Here is a 20,589-nt window from a genome sequence, read left to right as displayed (position 1 = left end):
TATGGAGTGACCCTGGAATCCCATGAACGATGCTTTGCAGATCGAGCGCAGCGGCGCCGTCCTCACCCTCTGGCTGAACCGGCCGGAGCTGCACAACGCCTTTGACGCCGGGCTGATCGCCCGGCTGACCGCCGCACTGGAGGCCGCCGGCCACGATGATTCGGTGCGCGCGGTGGTACTGGCCGGCCACGGCGCCTCCTTCTCGGCAGGTGCCGACATGCAATGGATGCGCGGCATGGCTGCGGCCAGCGAGGCCGACAACCGCGAGGACTCGCTGGCCCTGGCGCGGCTGATGCGCACCCTGGACGAGCTGCCCAAACCGACCCTGGCCCGGGTCCACGGCGCGGCCTTCGGTGGCGGCGTCGGCCTGGTTGCCTGCTGCGACATTGCCATTGCCAGCACCTCGGCCCGCTTCGGCCTGACCGAAAGCCGCCTGGGCCTGCTGCCGGCGGTGATCTCGCCCTATGTGATCGAGGCCATCGGCCCGCGCCAGGCCCGTCGCTGGTTCGCCACCGGCGAGCACTTCGACGGCGAAACCGCGCTGCGCATCGGCCTGGTCCACCAGCTGGTCGAGCCCGAGCGCCTGGACGAGGCGGTGCAGCGCCAGCTGGCACTGCTCGACAAGGCTGGTCCGATCGCCTCCTCCAGCGCCAAGCAACTGGTGCGGCAGGTGCGTGACAGCCATGACCGCGACGCCCTGGACCGCGATAATGCCGCCCTGATCGCGCGCCTGCGGGTGTCCGCCGAGGGCCAGGAAGGCCTCGGCGCCTTCCTCGACAAGCGCGCGCCCCATTGGGTCACGGAAGCCTGAACATGCTCGATCATCTTGGTTTGACCAGCGCCGACCTGGCGCGCAGCAAGACGTTCTTCCTGCAGGCGCTGGCGCCGCTGCAGATCGGCGTGGTGATGGAAGTCACCGCCGAACAGACCGGCGCCCACGACCACATCGGCTTCGGCAGCGACGGCAAGCCGTACTTCTGGCTCGGCAATGGCGGCACCGCCAGCCACGGCGTGCACGTGGCCTTCGCCTGCGCCAGCCGCACCCAGGTGGACGCCTTCCATGCCGCCGCCCTCGCCGCCGGCGGTCGCGACAACGGCGCCCCGGGCCTGCGCCCGTGGTACCACCCCGACTACTACGGTGCCTTCGTGCTGGACCCGGATGGCAACAACATCGAGGCGGTCTGCCACCGCCCCACCGCCGGGGTGACCGCATGAGCGACTACGTCCGCATCGTCGAGGTCGGCCCGCGTGACGGCCTGCAGAACGAAAAGCAGTCGGTGTCCACCGCCGACAAGATCGAACTGATCAACCGCCTGTCGGCCACCGGCCTGCGTAGCATCGAAGCGACCAGTTTTGTCAGCCCGAAGTGGATCCCGCAGCTGGCCGACGCCGCCGAGGTCTATGCCGGCATCCAGCGCCGGCCGGGCATCCACTACCCGGTACTGGTGCCGAACGAACAGGGCTACGATCGCGCCCGTGCGGTGGGCGTGGAGGAAGTGGCGGTGTTCACCGCGGCGTCCGAGGCGTTCAACCGCACCAACACCAATGCCGGCATCGACGAATCGCTGGCCCGCTTTGAGCCGATCCTGCGCCGCGCCGCCGCCGATGGCGTGCGCGTGCGCGGCTACGTCTCCACCGTGCTCGGCTGCCCCTACCAGGGCGACGTACCGTTGGCCGACGTGGTGCGGGTGGCACGCGCCCTGCACCAGATGGGCTGTTACGAAATCTCGCTGGGCGACACCATCGGCGTCGGCACCCCGCGCAAGGCACGGGCAATGCTGCAGGCGGTGGCCGCCGAGATCCCGATGGCGGCCCTGGCCGTGCACTTCCACGACACCTACGGCCAGGCCATCGCCAACATCGCCACCTGCCTGGAAGAAGGCGTGCGCGTGGTCGACAGTGCCGTCTCCGGCGCCGGTGGCTGCCCGTATGCGAAGGGCGCCAGCGGCAACGTCGCCAGCGAGGACGTGGTCTACCTGCTGCAGGGCCTGGGACTGGACAGCGGCGTGGACCTGCCAGCACTGGCCGAGACCGGCCGCTGGCTGGCCGGCCTGCTCGGCCGCGCCACCGCCAGCCGCACCGGACAGGCGCTGGCCGCCGCCGGTTGACCGCCGCGCTGCGCCGCCCCGCAAAGGCGGCGCAGTGCACAACAGCGGCGGTCGCGGCTTCCGTTAGAATCGGCGGTTCTCGAACCTGCAGGACCGTTCAATGCAGCTGTCTTCCGTACGTGCCGTGATCACTGGCGGCGTCTCCGGCCTCGGCCTGGCCGTGGCCCAGCACCTCGTCGCCCAGGGCGGCAAGGTGGCCCTGTTCGACCTCAACGACGACAAGGGCGCTGCCGCCGTCGCCGGGCTGGGTGCAGACAAGGCCCGCTATTTCAACGTCAACGTCAGCGATGAGTCGGCCGTGGCTGCGGCCATCGACCAGGCCCACGACTTCCTCGGCGGCCTGAACGTGGCGATGAACTGCGCCGGCATCCTCGGCGCCGGCCGCGTGCTCGGCAAGGAAGGCCCGATGCCGCTGGCCGGCTTCCAGGGCACGGTGATGGTCAACCTGGTCGGCAGCTTCAACGTCGCCAAGGCCGCCGCCAACCGCATGCAGCACAATGAAGCCGGCACCGACGGCGAGCGCGGCGTGATCATCAACACCGCCAGCATCGCCGCCTATGAAGGCCAGATCGGCCAGGCCGCGTATGCCGCCAGCAAGGGCGGCGTGGTCTCGATGACGCTGCCGATGGCACGCGAACTGTCGCGCTTCGGCATCCGCGTCAATACCATCGCTCCGGGCGTGTTCTGGACGCCGATGGTCGACGGCATGCCCGAAGCCGTGCAGCAGTCGCTGGCCGCCTCGATTCCGTTCCCGTCGCGCCTGGGCAAGCCGGAAGACTTCGCCAGCCTGGTCGGCTTCATCCTCGGCAACACCTACCTAAACGGCGAGACCATCCGCCTGGACGGCGCTACCCGCCTCGCTCCGAAGTGATTCCCCCCGGGCGCCGGGACGGCGCCCTCCCCCAACGACCTAGATCACCATGAAAGCCAACGACATCAAGAAGGGCAACGTCGTCGAGTTCAACAACGGCGTGTACCAGATCCGCGACATCGAGCGCAGCTCGCCTCAGGGTCGCGGCGGCAACGTCCGCTTCCGCTTCATCATGTACAGCGTGCCGGGCGGCAACAAGCTCGACGCCAGCTTCGATGCCGACGACAACCTGGTCGAGGTCGAACTGCTGCGCCGCCAGTCCACCTATTCGTACAAGGACGGCGATGCGTTCGTGTTCCTCGATGACGAGGACTACACCCCCTACACCCTGGATGCGGACGTGATCGGCGACGACGCCGGCTACATCACCGACGGCCTGACCGGCATCTACGTGCAGGTGATCGACGAGCAGCCGGTGGCGATCCAGCTGCCGGCCTCGGTGGTGCTGGAAGTGATCGAGACGCCGCCGGAACTGAAGGGTGGCACCGCCACCAAGCGCCCGAAGCCGGCCAAGCTCAACACCGGCATCGAAATCATGGTGCCGGAGTACATCGTCAACGGCGAGCGCGTACTGGTGAACACCGCCACCGGCGAATTCGCTGGCCGTGCCGACTAAGCGCCTCGCGTTGATCGCCTGCCTGTCCCTGCTTGCGGCGTGTTCGCCGCAGGCAGCGGACAGCACGGCCGATGCTGCGCCGAAGGCCGCGCCGGTCGAACCGGCGGTGGAGGCACCGGCCGCCGTCGAGGCCAGCGCCGAAGCGGAGCCCTCTGCCGACCTGTCCTCGGGCGATGAGGCGCTGGACAAGGCACGTGCCGCGGCAGGCTGTCCGGTCCCGGAAGATGTGTATGACGTCGACGACGTGCGCATCTACTGCGCGATGCCGGGCGACGTCCAGGCCTTCCTCGCGCGCGAGAACACCTGCCAGCACTTTGCGGGTGAGGAGGCTTACGACGACGAGCGCCGCCGCGAACTGGAAGAGGCCGGCGCGAGGTACTGCGAGGGCCGCGAGAGGATCTTCACCGATCTGATCGCGCGTCATCGCGGTGACTGTGCGATCCGCGATGCGCTGATCGGAATCAACGGTCGCTATGACCTGGACTTCGAGCTGGACCTGAAGCCCTGCGAGGGCTGACCCCTCGATGATGTAGAGCCGAGCATGAGCTCGGCTCTACGGATGGCTTACGGCTGCTTCGCGCCGAAATTGCCGCAGCCGTGGTACTGGCGGGTGCCGATGGTCAGATTCACCTTGGCCTCGAACGCCTCGCCACTCATATCGTCCTGGCAGGTAGTGCGCTGGAAGCTGAGCTTGACGTCGGTGCCATCAGACGCCTTGCCACTCCATCCGTCAGCACCTTCGGTGGGCTTGGCGACATCGAAACGACGCTCACCGTAATCCACTTCCACCTGCAGGCCCGGCGTGTCGCCGTCGACAACCGCCAGCCAGCCGGGCTCATTGCCGGTGGCACGGAACGCGGCATTGCCGGCGCTGCCATCGCCTTCGGTGGCTTCCACCGCACGGCACTCTCGGTCCGCCTCGCCCTTGAGGCTCAACAGGCCGTCATCGCTGCCCTTGGTCCAGAAGCTGTTGCCCTGGCCATCGCCATACTTGGCGCCGGATGCCGCTCGTTCGGAGGTCATGGCGAAGGTACGGTCGCCGATCACCACCGTGGCTGCATCTTCGCCATTGAAGGTGGCGCGCACGCTCAGATCACCACACTGGTAGGCGGTCTCGCTGCCACCTTCGGTGCTGGCGCCCGGCTGCGGCGTAGCAGGCGGAGCATCATTGCCGCCTGCGGCGGGCGGCTGGGCCGGCTGGCACGCGGCCAGCACCAACCCGAGGGAGGCTGCCAACAGACTGGGAACTACACGCATGGCTCGACTCCTTGTCGACACTACAGAGAGGCTCGACCCTACCACCTGTTGGTGAGCGGGGCCTGAAAGCGGCCTGACCGCACTCATGCGGCCAGTACCGCCATCGACAACAGCTGCGCGCCGCTTTCGCCGGAACTGCAGGTCCACACCCGCAGCAGGCGCAGTTTCAGCTCGCGCTCCTGGCCCTGCCCGCGCACCGACAAGCGCACGTCGCTGGACAACAATGCCAGGCGTCCGCACAGCAGCGTTTCCACCGTGTACGACTGCAGGCTGCTCACCTGCAGGTTTCCGGCCAGCCAGTCGCCCAGCCAGGGCAGATCGAGCATGCACCCGCCCTGCCCGTCCATCATGAACAATGCCGGCGATACCAGCGCGGTCAGCGCATCGTGGTCGTCATCCAGCAATGCCTGCCGCAGGCGCTGTTCCAGCGCTGCCAGCTGCCGCTCATGCAGGTCTTCAACGATGTCCCGTTCCATCCACGGATCCTTCCGGCATCGGCCGGCGCCTGCGCAGGCGTTGCGCGATCCACTGCCGCGCGCCCTGCACTACTACATAGAAGACCGGCACGAAGAACACCGCCAGCACCGTCGCACTGACCATGCCGCCGAACACACCGGTTCCAATCGCCTGCTGGGTTTCCTTCGACGCGCCCTGCGCCAGCATCAGCGGCACCACGCCCAGCGCGAACGCCAGCGAGGTCATCACGATCGGCCGCAGGCGCAGCCGCGCCGCCTCCAGCGCTGCTTCTACCAGGCCGCGACCCTGCTGCTGCAGCTGGCGCGCGAACTCGACGATGAGGATCGCGTTCTTCGCCGACAGCCCGATCACGGTGATCATGCCGACCTTGAAGAACACGTCGTTGGGCATGCCCCGCAACAGCACCGCAGCAACCGCACCGAGCAGGCCCAGCGGCACCACCAGCATCACCGCCAGCGGGATAGACCAGCTCTCATACAGCGCCGCCAGCACCAGGAACACCACCAGCATCGACAGCAGCAGCAGCCACGGCGCCTGCGCCCCCGATTCCCGCTCCTGCAGCGATTGGCTGGTCCACTGCAGGGCAAAACCGGACGGCAGCTTCTCCGCCAACCGCTCCATCTCCGCCATGGCCTGCCCGGTCGATACGCCGGAGGCCGGTGCGCCGGACAGGTTCAACGCCGGGAAGCCGAGATAGCGCTGCAGCTGCAGCGGCGCCTCGGTCCAGTGCGGCGTCACCAGTTCCGACAACGCCACCATACCGCCGTCGCTGTTGCGCACGTACAGCTTCAGCACATCCTCCAGCTCCATCCGGTGGGGTGCATCGGCCTGCAGGATCACCTGCTGCAGCCGCCCCTTGTTGGGGAAGTCGTTGACGTACTGCGAGCCCATCGCAGCCGACAGCGTGCTGCTGATCTGCTCGAACCCCACGCCCATCGCCTCGGCCTTGGCGCGGTCGATGTCCAGCCGCACGCTGGTACCTGCTGGCAGGCCATCGGCATGCACCTCCGACAGCTGCGGGCTGGCCTCGGCCAGCTTCAGCAGCTGCTGCAGGGCCGCACGCAGCTCTGCCTGGCTCTGCCCGGTGCGCGCCTGCAGCGCCAGTGAGAAGCCGGACGAGCGCCCCAGGCTGTCGATGGCCGGCGGCATCACACTCATCACCTCGCCCTCGGCAATCGTCGCCATGGCCTTCTGCGCGGCCTCCACTTCCCCGGCCGCGGTGGCCCCTGCACGCTCGCCCCAGTCTTTCAGCATGGTGTAGGTCAGCGCCGCGCTCGGGCCGGAACCGGAGAAGCTGTAGCCGAGGATCGACTGGTTGGAGCCGATGCCCGGGCGTGACGCCACATGCCGTTCGTAGGCTTCGACCACGGCCAGCGTGCGTTCGGCGGTGGCTTCGGCCGGCAGCTGGATCGAGGTCATGAAGTAGCCCTGGTCCTCTTCCGGCAGGAAGGCGCCCGGCAGCCAGTGCAGGCCCAGCAGTAGCGCCGCCACCAGCGCGGCGAACACGCCCATGACCCGCCCGCTCCGCTGCAGCACCGACGCCACACCACGCTGGTAACGCCCGGTCATCCGCTCGAAGCCACGGTTGAAGGCGCCGAACAGCCCACCACGACCATGATGGCCATGGGTGTTCGGACGCAGCAACGTCGCGCACAGCGCCGGCGTCAGGCTCAATGCCAGCAGCGCCGAGAACAGGATCGACACCGCCATCGCCACTGTGAACTGGCGGTAGATCGCGCCCACCGAGCCGCTGGCCAACGCCATCGGAATGAACACCGCGGTCAACACCAGGGTGATGCCGATCACCGCGCCGGTCAGTTCACGCATCGCCTTGATGGTTGCCTCTCGCGGTGGCAGCCCTTCTTCAGCCATGATCCGTTCCACGCCTTCGACCACCACGATGGCGTCGTCGACGATGATGCCGATTGCCAACACCATGCCGAACATGGTCAGCACGTTGATCGAGAAGCCCAGCGCCAGCATCACCGCGAAGGTGCCCAGCAGCGCGATCGGTGCGACCAGCGCCGGAATCAGCGTGTAGCGCCAGTTCTGCAGGAACAGGTACATCACCGCAAACACCAGCAGCATCGCCTCCAGCAGCGTCTGCACCACCTTCTGGATCGAGATCTTGACGAACGGTGCGGTGTCGAACGGAATGCTCGACTCCACGCCGCGCGGCAGCAGCGGCGCCAGCTCGGCCATGCGCTCGCGCACTGCCGAAGCAGTACGCACCGCATTCGCGCCCGGGCGCAGCTGCACGCCGGCGGCGGTAGCCGGATGGCCATCTTCGCGGGTACCCCAGGCATAGCTCTGCGCGCCCAGTTCGACGCGGGCGACATCGCCCAGCACCACCCGCGAGCCGTCGGCCCCGGCGCGCAGCACGATGGCAGCGAACTGCTCCGGCGTGGACAGCTGGCCATCGGCACTCAGCGGCACGGTGATGCGCTGGCCCGGCACACCTGGCGAATCGCCGATGCGCCCTGGCGATATCTCCAGGTTCTGCTGCTCGATGGCAGCGGCCACGTCCCCCATGGTCAGCCCGTAGCCGGTCAACCGGGTCGGGTCCAGCCACACGCGCATCGCCTGTTCGGCACCGAACAGCTGCACGCGGCCGACGCCATCGATGCGGCGCAACTCTTCAATGATGTTGCGCGCCATGAAGTCGCCCAGTGCGGCCTCGCTGACGCTGGCATCCGGCGAACGCAGGCCGACCAGCATCAGGAAGCCGGAATCGGCAGCCTCCACGAACAGGCCGTTCTGGCGCACGCTGCGCGGCAGGCGCGGCTCGATCGCCTTGATCCGGTTCTGCACGTCCACCTGCGCCAGCTCCGGGTTGGTACCCGGCTTGAAGGTCGCAGTAATCGAGGCTTCGCCGGAGGTGTCCACCGACGACTCGAAGTACAGCAGGTGCTTGACGCTGGACAACTCGCGCTCGATCAGACCGACCACTGCATCGTTCAGCGTCTGCGGGCTGGCACCCGGGTAGCTGGCATAGATGCTGACGCTGGGCGGGGCGACCGCCGGATAGCGCTCCACCGCCAGCCGCGGGATCGCCAGAACGCCGGCCAGGATGATGAAGATCGCCAGCACCCAGGCGAACACCGGGCGATCGATGAAGAAACGTGCCATGTTGGATTTCCCTGGAGGGACCAGCCCGGTAGAGGCTCAGCCCTTGCTGCCGGCCTGCACCGCGCCAGCGCTGGCGACCGGCATCTGCCAATCGCGCGCATCGACCACCACGCCTTCCTGCAGGCGTTCCTGGCCCTCGACCACCACCTTTTCGCCCGCCTTCAGGCCCGTGCGCACCAGCCACTGGCGATCAACGCTGCCGTCGACCTCCAGCGTGCGGATCACCGCCTTGCCATCGCCACCGATCACCCAGGCATAGGCCTGGCCACCGGCGCTGCGCAGCACGGCCTGCTGCGGCACGGTCAGTGCACTGGCCGGCGCCCCCCGCGGCACCTTCGCGCGCACGTACATGCCGGGCAGCAGCTGGCGCTGCGGGTTGTCGACCAGGATGCGGAGGATCACATCACCGGTACGCGCATCGACGTTGATGCCGGAGAACAGCATCTGGCCACGCTCGGACAGCGGCTTGCCGGCCGCACCGATGATCGTCACCGGCAGCTCGCCGCCGCCGGCAGCGCTGCGCTGCAGCGACTCCAGCTGCGCGGCCGGCTGGCGTACATCGACGTAGACCTGGTCGATCTGCTGCACCACCGCCATCGGCTCGGCATCGGCCACGCCGACCAGTGCACCTTCGGTCACCAGCGCCTGGTCGATGCGGCCGGCAATCGGCGCGCTGACCGTGGCATAGCGCAGGTCGAGCTGGCGACGCGCCAGGATCGCGCGCGCTTCGTTCACCGCAGCACGGGCCTGTTCGTACTCGGCACTGGCATCGTCGCGGTGCTGCTGGCTGACGGCCTGTGCGGCGGCCAGTGCATGCAGGCGCTGCGACTGCACGCGACTGCGGCCCAGGGCGGCCTCACTGCGCTGCAGCGCGGCCAGTGCCGAGTCGACATCGGCCCGGAAGGCCGCCGGATCGATCTGGAACAGGGCCTGGCCGGCGCTCACTTCCGCACCCTGGTCAAACAGGCGGCGCTGCACGATGCCGCCCACCTGGGCACGGATCTGTGCGGTGCGTACGGCGGCCACGCGGCCGGGCAGTTCGTCATCGCGCTGCACCACCTGCGGGCCGACGGTGACCACGCTGACGCGTGGCGTGGCTTCGGGCGTGGCTTCGGGGGCGGAACAGGCCGTCATGGCCAGGGCGAGGGCCGCGATCAACGCGACCGGAGTCCTGAAGGTTCTCATTGCTGTGCACAATGCCGCGCGGGCGGCTGATAGGTTCTGAAGCGCAGAGTGTGCGTGGCGATGATGGGGTTTCGATGGAGGAACTGTGGAGATACGATGGAGGCAAGCACCTTAAGGCCCCGCCCCTGCATGCACGCCGCCCCTGCCCTCGCCGCCCTCGTCCTGATCGTCGAGGATGAGGCCGAGATCGCCGACATTCTCACCGCCTATCTGGAACGCGAAGGACTGCGTACGCTGCGCGCCGCCGACGGCCACAGCGCCCTGGACCTGCACCGCAGCGCCCGCCCCGACCTGGTCCTGCTCGATGTACAGCTGCCGCGCCTGGATGGCTGGAGCGTGCTGACCCAGCTGCGCCAGCGCGGCGAAACGCCGGTGATCATGCTGACCGCACTGGACCAGGACCTGGACAAGCTGACCGCACTGCGCATGGGCGCCGACGACTACGTGGTCAAGCCGTTCAATCCAGCCGAGGTGGCAGCGCGCGTGCGCGCCGTGCTGCGCCGTACGTTGCGCGCCTCGCGCGTGGACGCACCGACCGCTTTGCGGGCGGGCCCGCTGCTGATCGACTCGGCTACCCATGCCGTGCATGTGGAAGGCGACGGCTACAGCCACGAAGTGCTGCTCACGCTCACCGAGTTCAAGCTCTTGCACTGCATGGCGCTGGCGCCGACCCGCATCTTCAGCCGCAGCGAACTGATGCACGAATGCCTGCCGGAAAGCGAGGCACTGGAGCGCACGGTCGACAGCCATGTCAGCAAGCTGCGCCGCAAGCTGGATGAAGTGGGCATGGTCAATGTTCCGGCCAGCGTGCGCGGTGTCGGCTACCGGTTGATGGCCGACCGCTGATGGCCCGCCTGCGCCGCTCCGGGCTCAGCCGCCACATCATTGTCTCGATGTCGCTGATGGTGATCGGCGTCATCGTGATGATGATCCTGTCGTCGTGGCTGCTGTACGCGGTGCTGGTCGAGTTCTTCCCCGGCAGTGCCGAAGAGCCGGAAAGCTGGCTGCCGACCGGGCCGGAGCTGGCATGGATGGTCGGGGTGATCCTGACCGGCCTGGCACTGGCGATCGCCGCCTCGTTCCGCCTTGCCCACCGCATCCTGTCGCCCTTGAATTCGCTGGTCGACAGCGTGCGCGCGCTCGCGGGCGGCGACCTCGGTGCGCGCGCCAGCGTCGAGGAAAACTCGCCGGGCGAAGTGGCCACCCTGGTCGAGGATTTCAATGCGATGGCGCGCCGCCTGCAGCATATGGAGAGCGAGCGTGCGATGTGGCATGCGGCCATCGCCCATGAACTGCGTACTCCAGTGACGATCCTGCGCGGGCGCCTGCAGGGGCTGGCCGAGGGCGTGTTCCAGCCGGACGAATCACAGTTCCGCAGCCTGCTGGCGCAGGTCGAGGGTCTATCGCGCCTGATCGAGGATCTGCGCGTGCTGAGCCTGTCCGACAACGCGCGGCTGGACGTACGCCGCGCGCGCACCGATGTGGTGGCCGAAGTGCATTCGGTGATGACCCTGGTCGACCCGCAGTTCCGCGCCGCCGGCTTCGTGCTGGAGCTGGAAACCAGCCGCGAGGAACACAATGCGCACTGCGACCCGACCCGCCTTCGCCAGGCGCTGCTGGCGCTGCTGGAAAACGCGCGCCGCTATGCCAGCCCGGGCAAGGTGCGGATTGCCGTGCATGACACACCGGGCCATGTGCAGGTGGCGATCGAGGATGAGGGCCCGGGCATCGATCCGGAGCTGCACGCCGACATCTTCAGCCCGTTCATGCGTGCCGACGGCTCGCGTTCACGCCAGGGCGGTGGCAGTGGCCTCGGCCTGGCGGTGGTCAAGGCCATCGCCGACGCGCACGGCGGCCGCGTCTACTGCACAACGGGCAACGCCGGTGGCAGCCGTTTCGTCATCGAACTGCCGCGCCAGTAGCGGGTGTGGCTGCCTGTTCCCGCAGGCGCGCGCCGAGTGCGGCGAGGTTGGCATCGATCGCATCCATTTCGTTGCGCTGGCCCACCGGCAACTGCTGGCGCAGCTGCACGCGCAGCGCCTGCCAGGCCGGCACCGCCTCTGCACTGGCGGCGGAAACCGCTTCGGCCAGCACCGCCTGCTCATCGGCCAGCGGCAACCCGTAGCCACCGTCCGCCAACAGCGTACCCGGGCGCAGCCATTGCCCACCCTGCTCCAGCAGCTGGCGCAGGCCGCGCGTCTCGGCACTGTCCGGTGCCGCAAGCAGGCGCCGTTTCAGCACATCGCGCGCGCGCAGTTCGGCGCGGCGTTGCGCGGCCTGTTCCAGCAGCAGCAGTCCGGCGCTGGCACGCAGGTCACCCTGCAGCAGCCACGGCGCACGCTGCTGTGCGGGCAACTTCAGCCAGGCGCGCACATCGCGCACCGGCAGCCCCAGCTGTGAGCTCGCCACCGCGAACAACTGCTGATAGTGATCGCGCGCCGAGGCAAAGTAGTAGCCCTGCGCCTGCGCTGCATTGCGGTCCGTCAGCACCTGTTCGTCCAGCACATGCAGCCGGGACAGCCGACGCTTCAACCCGCGCGGACTCAGCTGGGCCAGCCCGGCCTCGCCCAGGCGCGGCACACCCGCCTGCAACAGCTTTGCGGTTTCCACCGCGCAGTTGTTGCTGACAAAGTAATAGCGCCCGTCATAGCTCCAGTGCACCTGTGCAGTGCGCTCGAGCAGGCTGGCGATCTCGCCGGGCGACAACTGCAACGGCAACGACTGCAACCCACGCAGTTCCACCTTGGTGTACTCGTCCACCACCTGCTGCAGCGGCAGCACGAACAGGCGCGACGGATAGCCGCCGGTCAGGCCACGCCAGTTGGAAATCTGCACATCGCCCACGAATGCGCGGAACGACAGCACGCGGTGATGTTCCAGATCCAGGCGACAGTCCGGCCCCGGCGCACGGCCCGGCCGGCAGATCACCAGCCGCAGCATGCTGTGGCCCCAGCGGCTCATCGGCTGCGCACTGCCTTCGGCGAACAGGTAATCCACGGCGTAGACACGCGAGGGATCGAGCTGCAGCAGCGATGCCGCACCCTCTTCCGACTCGGCCTGCAGCAATGGCAAGGTGGTCGCGCAGTGCGACTGCGGCAGCGATGGTGGGGTTCCGAAATGGGCCTGGTACCACTGCGCCAGCGCCGGGCGTCGGCAGGCAAACTCGCTGTCCAGCACGAAATGCTCGGCGTTCACTGCCAGGTACTCGGCCGGATCCTTCAGTTCATAGGCATCCGGACTACGGTCACGGAAGTCGTTGCCGCCACGGCCGAGATGCCAGGGCTTGCGCTGCCATCCGGCCAGATCACGCCAGCGCACACTGCGCGACCAGTTCGCCCCCGTACGGTCGGCAACATGGGTCAGTTCGTGTACCAGCGCGCTGCGGCGTGCGCGGCGCGCGCCGGGCACGGCATCATCCAGCAACTCACGACGCAGGGCGATGCGCCCGGCAAAAGCACGGCCGTGTACATCGGCCGGCAGGTCATCACTCCAGCGCACCTGGACCTGTGCCGGCAATGCGCGCAGCAGGCCCTCGGGCAGCAGCGACTGCACGTCGGCAAGGGTCTGGCTGGCGAGCTGCTGCTGCGCCGGATCAAGACCGGACGGATCAAGCTGCAGGCGATCAGCCGCGTGCGCGACGTGAGCGATCAGCAGTAGAGCCACGCCATGCGTGGCTGCGCTTCGTGCAGATGTCATGGCGTCGCCGGCCAGCGGCCGGCACTACCCGAAGGCGGGATCAACGTGCCAGCAGCGCGCGAGCCAGTTCCAGATCGCTCTGCTGCTGTGCGGCAGCGCTCTGCTCACGCAGGTGGACCAGCGCGGCCTGCAGGCGGGCGCCACGGATCTGGCCGTCGCTGGCGATGAACGCAGCGGCATCGTCGCGTGCAGCCAGCACCACCTTGTCGTCACCCGAGCTGCTGCCCGAGGAACCGGAGGAAGCACCCGTGGCCGAACCGGCCGACGTGCCGGCGAAGCTGGAAGCGAAGCCGGCCAGCGGCAGGGACAGCAGGGCGAGCAGCAGAAGCGGACGGGTCATCGGTTCGAAGCCGGTTGTGAGGAAGCGTGGAGCGTAACGGGTGCGTGAAGGATTTGCCCGGTTCAAACGTCGAACAGCTTGCCGGGATTCAGCCGCGCTTGGGGATCGAACGCGTGCTTGACCGCCTTCATCAGCGCGATCTCGGCCGGGCCGCGGGTGCTGCCCAGGTAGCCCTTCTTGACCAGGCCGATGCCGTGTTCGGCCGAAATACTGCCATCGAAGCGCGCCAGCACCTGCGCCAGCAGCTTGGTCACCTGCTCGCACTGCGCCACGAAATCGGCGTCGCTGGTGTCATCCGGCTTGAGCACGTTGATGTGCAGGTTACCGTCACCGATATGGCCGAACCAGACCACGTCGAAGTGCGGGTAGGCCTGCCCGATCAATGCCTGGGTCTCGGCCAGGAACGCCGGCATCGCCGAGATCCGCACCGAAACGTCGTTCTTGTAGGGCTTGTAGCGAGCCAGCGATTCGGTGATGCCTTCGCGCAGGCGCCACAACTGCGCGGCCTGGCCGTCGCTGGCACTGATCACGCCATCGCTGACCCAGCCGTTGCCCATGCAGTCCTCGAAGGCCGCCATCGCAGCCGCTTCCTGGGCGTCGTCGCCGGCTGCGAATTCGGTGACCACGTAGTACGGATGCACCTCATCGAACGGCGCCTGTGCACCGTGCGCCAGCACATGTTCCAGCGCGCGGTCGGTGAAGAACTCGAAGGCCTGCAGCTGCAGGCGCGCGCGGAACGCTGCAAACACCTGCATCAGCACTTCGAAGCTGGGCAGTGCCAGCAGCATCACGTTGCTGGCCGGCGGCGGGTCGGTCAGCTTCACCGTCGCCTCAACGATCACGCCCAGCGTACCCTCCGAACCGATCAGCAGCTGGCGGAAGTCGTAGCCGCTGGAGTTCTTGATCAGGCCCTTGTTGAGCTCCAGCAACTCGCCACTGGCGGTGACCACCTTCAGCCCGGCGATCCACTCGCGGGTATTGCCGTAGCGGATCACGCGGATGCCGCCGGCATTGGTGGCGATGTTGCCGCCGATCGTGCACGACCCGCGCGCGGCGAAATCCACCGGGTAGATCAGGCCGTGGTCCAGCGCGGCGTTGTGCACCGCTTCCAGCGCCATGCCGGCCTGCACCACCAGGGTGCGATCGACCGCGTCGTAGGCCAATGCCTTGTTCATCCGTTCCAGGCTGAGTACCAGCTCGCCGTTGGCCGCCACCGCGCCACCAGAGAGACCGGTACGGCCCCCGGACGGCACCACGGCAACGCCCTCGCCTGCACTCCAGCGCATCACCGCCTGCACTTCCTCGACCGTGGCCGGCAGCGCGATCGCCAGCGGCGCCGGCGTCCAGCGCCGGGTCCAGTCGCGCCCGTAGTGCTCCAGGTCGGCCGGGTCGGTCTTCAGCTTCAGGCCGGGACAGGCCTGCAGCAGCGAGGCAATGCGGGAATCGGTCATGACGGTCCAGCGCGGTGCGTGAAGAACGGGCAAGCGTGCCAGCGGCACGCGCCAGCGTCCAGCCCCACCGCGCTGCGAATAGCTACGGATGCAACCAATTGCGCACTGCACCATGGGCGCTTCGATCTGGCATAGTGGTGAGCCCCTGTCCCACTGGCCGTGTTGCCCCATGTCGCCGAAGAAGACCTCGTTCCCGAAGCAGGATATCCGCGTACTGTTGCTGGAGGGGGTCAGCCAGACCGCCGTGGAGGTGTTCAGCGCCGCCGGCTACAGCCAGATCGAGGCGCACACCAAGGCGCTGCCCGAAGACGAACTGAAGGCGCGCATCGCCGAGGCGCACATCGTCGGCATCCGCTCGCGCACCCAGCTCAGTGCCGAGGTGCTGGCCGAGGCCAAGCGCCTGATCGCGGTGGGCTGCTTCTGCATCGGCACCAACCAGGTCGACCTGGACACGGCCGAGCTGGCCGGCATCCCGGTGTTCAACGCGCCCTATTCCAACACCCGCAGCGTGGCCGAACTGGTGATCGCCGAGGCGATCATGCTGACCCGAGGCATTCCGCAGAAAAATGCCGAATGCCATCGCGGCGGCTGGTCGAAGTCGGCCAGCGGCAGCCATGAAGTGCGCGGCAAGACGCTGGGCATCATCGGCTATGGCCACATCGGCACCCAGGTCGGCGTGCTGGCCGAATCGCTGGGCATGCAGGTGATCTTCCACGACGTGGAAACCAAGCTGGCACTGGGCAATGCCCGTGCAGCGGCCAGCCTGGACGACCTGCTGGCGCGTGCCGACATCGTCACCCTGCACGTGCCGGAGACCCCGTCCACGCAGTGGATGATCGGCAGCACCGAGCTGGCGAAGATGCGCAAGGGCGCGCACCTGATCAATGCCGCGCGCGGCACCGTGGTCGACATCGATGCACTGGATGCGGCCCTGGCCAGCGGTCACGTCGGTGGCGCCGCGCTGGACGTGTTCCCGGTCGAGCCGAAGGGCAACGGCGATATCTTCGAATCGCCGCTGACCCGCCACGACAACGTGATTCTCACCCCGCACGTGGGTGGCAGCACCCTGGAAGCGCAGGACAATATCGGCGTGGAAGTGGCGGCCAAGCTGGTGCGCTACAGCGACAACGGCAGCACCCTGTCGGCGGTCAACTTCCCGGAAGTGACCCTGCCCGAGCACGCCGACAGCCTGCGCCTGCTGCACATCCACCAGAACGTGCCGGGCGTGCTGTCCAAGGTCAACGAGATCTTCTCGCGCCACAACGTCAACATCGACGGCCAGTTCCTTCGCACCGACCCGAAGGTGGGCTACGTGGTGATCGACATCACCGCCAGCGAGGAACAGGCTGCCGCCGTGCGTGACGAACTGGCCGCGATTCCAGGGACGCTGCGTACGCGCATTCTGTACTGAGCAAAAAAGGGGACGGAGGGGATTAAGTCGTTTATGCATTAACGACTTAATCCCCTCCGTCCCCTTTTTCTTCAACGCGCCAACCACCTGCGCGCCATGCGCTGCATGGACTCATCCGATTCCGGGTCGGCGGCGACTTCGGTCACCGGCCGCCAGGCCAGGTCCAGCGATTCCTCGCTGAGCACGAAGGCCTCGCCGCCCAGCGCGCGGATCACGAAACGCACGTCGTAATGCCAGTGCCCCGGTACGTCCTTGCGCTCCGGAATCCAATGTTTGTCCAGATCGAAGATGGCAGGGTCTTCCAGCACCAGGCCGCTCAGCCCCGACTCCTCCTCGGCTTCCTTCAGCGCCACCTGGGCCAGGTCGCGGTCGCCGTCGGCGTGGCCGCCCAGCTGCAACCAGCGCTGCAGCTTGCGGTGGTGGGTCAGCAGCAGTCGCTGGCCATCGGCACTGACCAGCCAGCAGCTGGCAGTGAAGTGCCCGGCCAGCCGTTCACGCCGGAACGGATCTTCCGGATCGTCCAGCAATGTGCCGAATTCGGCAGCCAGTGCGTCGTGAGCGGGCTCACGGCGGGCGTAGTCCCGCAGCAGGTTGCGCAGGCGATCGTCAAGCACGGCAAGGGTTTCGGCGGTCTGGCTCATGAATGGGCGGCGTTTGGAAAAATACTGCTCATTATCGCCGTTCATTGTTGCGATTGCGCTTGTGCGTTGGCTTCAGCTTTGGCTAAGGTACAGCGGGCCGTTCGCGCGGCCTTCACCATTCCAGGGTTGCCGGCAACGTATCGGCGACCCACCCAATCCGATCACTAGGAAGTACTGCATGCTGAAAGCTCTGTTGAGGGTCAAGCCGGTCCAGCCGGCCGGGCACGTCGATGCCGGCGAACCCATCGAAGGCAGCCTGGACGGCGAAGCCACGTTGAAACGGACCCTCACGGCTAAACACCTCATCCTGCTTGGCGTGGGTGCGGTGATCGGCGCTGGTATCTTCGTGCTGACCGGCCAGGCCGCAGCCAACCACGCTGGCCCGGCAGTGATGCTGTCGTTCGTCATCGCCGGTTTCGCCTGCGCCCTGGCGGGCCTGTGCTACGCCGAGTTCGCGGCAATGATGCCGGTCTCCGGCAGTGCCTACTCCTATTCCTACGCCACCCTCGGCGAAGGCATGGCCTGGTTCATCGGCTGGTGCCTGGTGCTGGAGTACCTGTTCGCTTCGGCCTCGGTCGCGGTGGGCTGGTCGGCGTACCTGATCAGTTTCATCACCACCACGCTGCACATGCCGTTCCCGGATGCACTCAGCGCAGCTCCGATTGCCTGGACGGGCAGCGAGTTCATCGCCTCCGGCAAGCTGTTCAACCTGCCGGCGGTGCTGATCGTGGCGGCGGTGTCCGGCCTGCTGTACGTGGGCGTGACCCAGTCGGCTTTCGTCAACGCCATCATCGTGGCGATCAAGGTCACCGTCATCTGCCTGTTCATCGGCATCGGCGCGGCCCACATCGACCCCGCCAACTGGCAGCCGTTCATCCCGGAAAACACCGGCGTGCCGGGTGAATTCGGCTGGAGCGGCGTATTCCGCGCGGCCACCATCGTGTTCTTCGCCTACATCGGCTTCGATGCGGTCTCCACCGCCGCCGGCGAAACCAAGGATCCGCAGCGCAACATGCCGATCGGCCTGCTCGGTTCGCTGGCCGTGTGCACCATCGTCTACATCATCGTCTGTGCGGTGCTGACCGGCATGATGCCGTACCACCTGCTGGGCACTGACAAGCCGGTGGCCACCGCGCTGGAGCCCTACCCGACCCTGTCCTGGTTGAAGACCCTGGTCGAGATCGGCGCCATCGCCGGCCTGTCCTCGGTGGTGCTGGTGATGATGATGGGCCAGACCCGCATCGCCTACACCATCTCCCGCGACGGCCTGCTGCCGAAGTTCTTCGGCAAGGTCCACGCCCGCTTCCGCACCCCGTACGTCGCCACCATCGTGGTCGGCGTGATCGCCGCCGCGCTGGCCGGCCTGGTGCCGCTGAACGTGCTGGGCGAACTGGTCTCGATGGGCACCCTGCTGGCCTTCGCCACGGTCTGCATTGGCGTGCTGGTGCTGCGCTATTCCAAGCCGGACCTGCACCGCCCGTTCCGCGTACCGATGGTATGGATCATCTGCCCGCTGGGTGCAGCCACCTGCCTGTTCCTGTTCTGGCAGGCGTTCGTGGTGCACTGGCACCTGTTTGTTGGCTGGACGCTGCTCGGCCTGCTGATCTACCTGGGCTACGGCATCCGCAACAGCAAGCTGGCCAAGTCGCCCTGATCCGCCTACGGGCCGGCCTCGTGCCGGCCCGTCCGTTTTCCCTGCGCGCCCCTGACGGTGCGCTTCGACAAGACCACCACACATGTTCAAGCAACTGTGGGCCACCAAGCACCCGCATGCCGCCCATGAAGACGCCAACGGCCTGAGCCTGCGCCGCCACCTCGGCCCTTGGGGCCTGACCGCCCTGGGTATCGGCGCGGTGATCGGCGGCGGCATCTTCGTCATCACCGGCCAGGCCGCCGCCAACCACGCCGGCCCGGCCATCATGCTGTCCTTCGTACTGGCCGCCATCTGCTGCGCCTTCTGCGCGCTGGCCTACGCCGAGTTCGCGTCGATGGTGCCGGTCTCCGGCAGCGCCTACACCTACACCTACGCCACCTTCGGCGAGCTCTCGGCCTGGTTCATCGGCTGGATGCTGGTGCTCGAATACGGCGTCTCCGCCTCGGCGGTCGCAGTCAGCTGGACCGGCTACTTCCTCAGCCTGCTCAGCCAGTTCGACATCCATCTACCGGCGGCGCTGGTCAGTGCTCCACTCGACGCACAGCTGCGCCCAACCGGCGCGATCGCCAACCTGCCGGCCGCCGCACTGGTGCTGCTGCTGACCTGGCTGTGCTACGTCGGCATCAGCAAGTCCTCGGCGATGAACATGGCGATGGTCGTGCTCAAGACCGGCCTGATCGTGCTGGTCATCGTGGTCGGCTGGAAGTACGTGGACACCAGCAACTGGACGCCGTTCATCCCGGCCAACGAAGGCCCCGGCAAGTACGGCATGGAAGGCGTGCTGCGTGGCGCGGCGATGGTGTTCTTCGCCTACATCGGTTTCGAGGCGGTGTCGGTGGCGGCACAGGAGTCGAAGAACCCACAGCGCGACATGCCGTTCGGGATGATGCTGTCGCTGGTGATCTGCACCGTGCTGTACATCGCGATGGCCGCGGTGATGACCGGCCTGGTGCCGTTCCAGCTGCTGGGCACCGATGAGCCGGTGGTGACTGCCGTGGCGGCCCACCCGCAGCTGGGCTGGCTGCGCTGGGTGGTCGAGGTCGGCGCGCTGGTCGGCCTGTCCTCGGTGGTGCTGGTGATGATCATCGGCCAGCCGCGCATCTTCATGATCATGGGGCGCGACGGCCTGCTGCCGCCGGTGTTTACCAAGATCCACCCGAAGTACCGCACCCCGCACATCAACACCGTGATCACCGGCATCGGCATCGCGCTGCTGGCGGCGCTGTTCCCGCTGGACATCCTTGGTGAGCTGACCTCGATGGGCACGCTGATCGCGTTCGCGGCCGTATGCGCCGGCGTGCTGATCCTGCGCCGCACCCAGCCGGACCTGCCGCGTCCGTTCCGCATGCCGATGGCGTGGCTGATCTGCAGCCTGGGCGTGCTGAGCTGCCTGGCGCTGCTGTCGGCGATGACGATGCACAACTGGATGCTGATGGGTGTGTGGACGTTCGTCGGCTTCGTGATCTATTTCTGCTACGGGTTCCGGCACAGCCGCCTGCGGGGGAAGTAAGGGGTTTTGCATTGCAGGGCCTGCGGCCCTGCACCCGCCTTTGAAGCCGGAGCAACGGCAACGGCAACAGCTGGGTTGAGGGTTTGGCGGGGCGGGTTGGGTTCTGTCTCTTTTACACACTTCCGAGCCCCCAAAACGGCACCCTATCCAGTTGGCCGTCTCGTCCTGGAAAAAAAAAAACGCACCGAGTCCAGCCAAACTGAGCTGATGTAAGCGTTGAACTGGTCAGAATTGGAACAGACA

The 20,589-nt window shown here is 67.4% G+C and carries 19 protein-coding genes; 11 read left to right on the top strand and 8 right to left on the bottom strand.

The window, feature by feature from the left end; translation table 11 throughout:
• Positions 1–22 precede the first annotated feature (22 nt).
• The 6 genes from EKL94_RS11075 to EKL94_RS11050 all read left to right on the top strand — a co-directional run bounded on the left by EKL94_RS11075 (position 23) and on the right by EKL94_RS11050 (position 4,112).
• Positions 23–811, top strand: coding sequence for an enoyl-CoA hydratase/isomerase family protein (locus EKL94_RS11075; protein WP_126929140.1), 789 nt, complete (start codon positions 23–25; stop codon positions 809–811).
• A 2-nt stretch (positions 812–813) separates the two neighbouring features.
• The gene (locus EKL94_RS11070) at positions 814–1,215 is read left to right on the top strand and encodes a VOC family protein (protein ID WP_126929139.1); all 402 of its coding nucleotides are present in this window, start codon (positions 814–816) and stop codon (positions 1,213–1,215) included.
• Positions 1,212–2,108 carry a hydroxymethylglutaryl-CoA lyase gene (locus tag EKL94_RS11065; protein ID WP_126929138.1) on the top strand — a complete coding sequence of 299 codons (897 nt, stop codon included), beginning with the start codon at positions 1,212–1,214 and terminating at the stop codon, positions 2,106–2,108. Before EKL94_RS11070 ends, EKL94_RS11065 begins: the two co-directional genes overlap by 4 nt.
• Positions 2,109–2,208: 100 nt before the next feature.
• Entirely contained in the window at positions 2,209–2,979 is a 771-nt protein-coding gene (locus tag EKL94_RS11060) for an SDR family oxidoreductase (RefSeq protein ID WP_126929137.1), read from the top strand.
• Positions 2,980–3,028: 49 nt separating this feature from the next.
• Positions 3,029–3,595, top strand: a complete 567-nt coding sequence (yeiP, locus tag EKL94_RS11055) for an elongation factor P-like protein YeiP (protein ID WP_006363947.1) — start codon at positions 3,029–3,031, stop codon at positions 3,593–3,595.
• Positions 3,585–4,112, top strand: a complete 528-nt coding sequence (locus tag EKL94_RS11050; protein ID WP_126929136.1) for a hypothetical protein — start codon at positions 3,585–3,587, stop codon at positions 4,110–4,112. Before yeiP ends, EKL94_RS11050 begins: the two co-directional genes overlap by 11 nt.
• A gap of 47 nt (positions 4,113–4,159) precedes the next feature.
• Here EKL94_RS11050 and EKL94_RS11045 read toward each other — a convergent pair whose 3' ends face one another.
• From EKL94_RS11045 to EKL94_RS11030, 4 genes are all read right to left on the bottom strand, one after another.
• Positions 4,160–4,852: a COG3650 family protein gene (locus EKL94_RS11045; RefSeq protein ID WP_126929135.1), complete on the bottom strand. Its 693-nt coding sequence runs from the start codon at positions 4,850–4,852 to the stop codon at positions 4,160–4,162.
• Between the two features lie 83 nt (positions 4,853–4,935).
• On the bottom strand, positions 4,936–5,328 hold the full coding sequence (locus EKL94_RS11040; protein ID WP_126929134.1) for a nuclear transport factor 2 family protein: 393 nt from the start codon (positions 5,326–5,328) through the stop codon (positions 4,936–4,938).
• On the bottom strand, positions 5,309–8,458 hold the full coding sequence (locus tag EKL94_RS11035; protein WP_126929133.1) for a multidrug efflux RND transporter permease subunit: 3,150 nt from the start codon (positions 8,456–8,458) through the stop codon (positions 5,309–5,311). The genes EKL94_RS11040 and EKL94_RS11035 overlap by 20 nt, the downstream gene beginning before the upstream one ends.
• Before the next feature lie 36 nt (positions 8,459–8,494).
• Entirely contained in the window at positions 8,495–9,643 is a 1,149-nt protein-coding gene (locus tag EKL94_RS11030; RefSeq protein ID WP_126929132.1) for an efflux RND transporter periplasmic adaptor subunit, read from the bottom strand.
• A gap of 129 nt (positions 9,644–9,772) precedes the next feature.
• Here EKL94_RS11030 and EKL94_RS11025 point away from each other — a divergent pair, with 129 nt between their 5' ends.
• Together EKL94_RS11025 and EKL94_RS11020 are read left to right on the top strand one after the other, a co-directional pair.
• Positions 9,773–10,489 (top strand): response regulator, encoded by a 717-nt coding sequence (locus EKL94_RS11025; RefSeq protein WP_180836344.1) that lies wholly within the window; start codon positions 9,773–9,775, stop codon positions 10,487–10,489.
• Positions 10,489–11,565 (top strand): ATP-binding protein, encoded by a 1,077-nt coding sequence (locus tag EKL94_RS11020; RefSeq protein WP_126929131.1) that lies wholly within the window; start codon positions 10,489–10,491, stop codon positions 11,563–11,565. Before EKL94_RS11025 ends, EKL94_RS11020 begins: the two co-directional genes overlap by 1 nt.
• On the opposite strand, the gene EKL94_RS11015 is transcribed toward EKL94_RS11020, so the two are convergent.
• The 3 genes from EKL94_RS11015 to EKL94_RS11005 all read right to left on the bottom strand — a co-directional run bounded on the left by EKL94_RS11015 (position 11,543) and on the right by EKL94_RS11005 (position 15,130).
• The gene (locus EKL94_RS11015; RefSeq protein ID WP_126929130.1) at positions 11,543–13,339 is read right to left on the bottom strand and encodes a DUF7844 domain-containing protein; all 1,797 of its coding nucleotides are present in this window, start codon (positions 13,337–13,339) and stop codon (positions 11,543–11,545) included. The genes EKL94_RS11020 and EKL94_RS11015 overlap by 23 nt on opposite strands.
• Before the next feature lie 40 nt (positions 13,340–13,379).
• Positions 13,380–13,679, bottom strand: coding sequence for a DUF2388 domain-containing protein (locus tag EKL94_RS11010; protein WP_126929129.1), 300 nt, complete (start codon positions 13,677–13,679; stop codon positions 13,380–13,382).
• Positions 13,680–13,741: 62 nt separating this feature from the next.
• Entirely contained in the window at positions 13,742–15,130 is a 1,389-nt protein-coding gene (locus EKL94_RS11005) for a D-2-hydroxyglutarate dehydrogenase (RefSeq protein WP_126929128.1), read from the bottom strand.
• 169 nt (positions 15,131–15,299) lie between these two features.
• Here EKL94_RS11005 and serA point away from each other — a divergent pair, with 169 nt between their 5' ends.
• Positions 15,300–16,541 (top strand): phosphoglycerate dehydrogenase, encoded by a 1,242-nt coding sequence (serA, locus tag EKL94_RS11000; protein ID WP_126929127.1) that lies wholly within the window; start codon positions 15,300–15,302, stop codon positions 16,539–16,541.
• Positions 16,542–16,612: 71 nt separating this feature from the next.
• On the opposite strand, the gene EKL94_RS10995 is transcribed toward serA, so the two are convergent.
• A complete protein-coding gene (locus EKL94_RS10995; RefSeq protein WP_126929126.1) occupies positions 16,613–17,227 on the bottom strand; it encodes an NUDIX hydrolase in 615 nt (204 codons plus the stop codon).
• Positions 17,228–17,360: 133 nt separating this feature from the next.
• Here EKL94_RS10995 and EKL94_RS10990 point away from each other — a divergent pair, with 133 nt between their 5' ends.
• A complete protein-coding gene (locus EKL94_RS10990) occupies positions 17,361–18,836 on the top strand; it encodes an amino acid permease (RefSeq protein ID WP_126929125.1) in 1,476 nt (491 codons plus the stop codon).
• Between the two features lie 82 nt (positions 18,837–18,918).
• Positions 18,919–20,346 (top strand): amino acid permease, encoded by a 1,428-nt coding sequence (locus EKL94_RS10985; protein ID WP_032128776.1) that lies wholly within the window; start codon positions 18,919–18,921, stop codon positions 20,344–20,346.
• Positions 20,347–20,589 lie beyond the last annotated feature (243 nt).

The sequence above is a fragment of the Stenotrophomonas maltophilia genome (assembly GCF_003970865.1).
Lineage (GTDB): Bacteria > Pseudomonadota > Gammaproteobacteria > Xanthomonadales > Xanthomonadaceae > Stenotrophomonas > Stenotrophomonas maltophilia_AR.
Note: the sequence above shows the minus strand (reverse complement) of the source record. Positions and strands in the feature narration are given on the sequence as shown.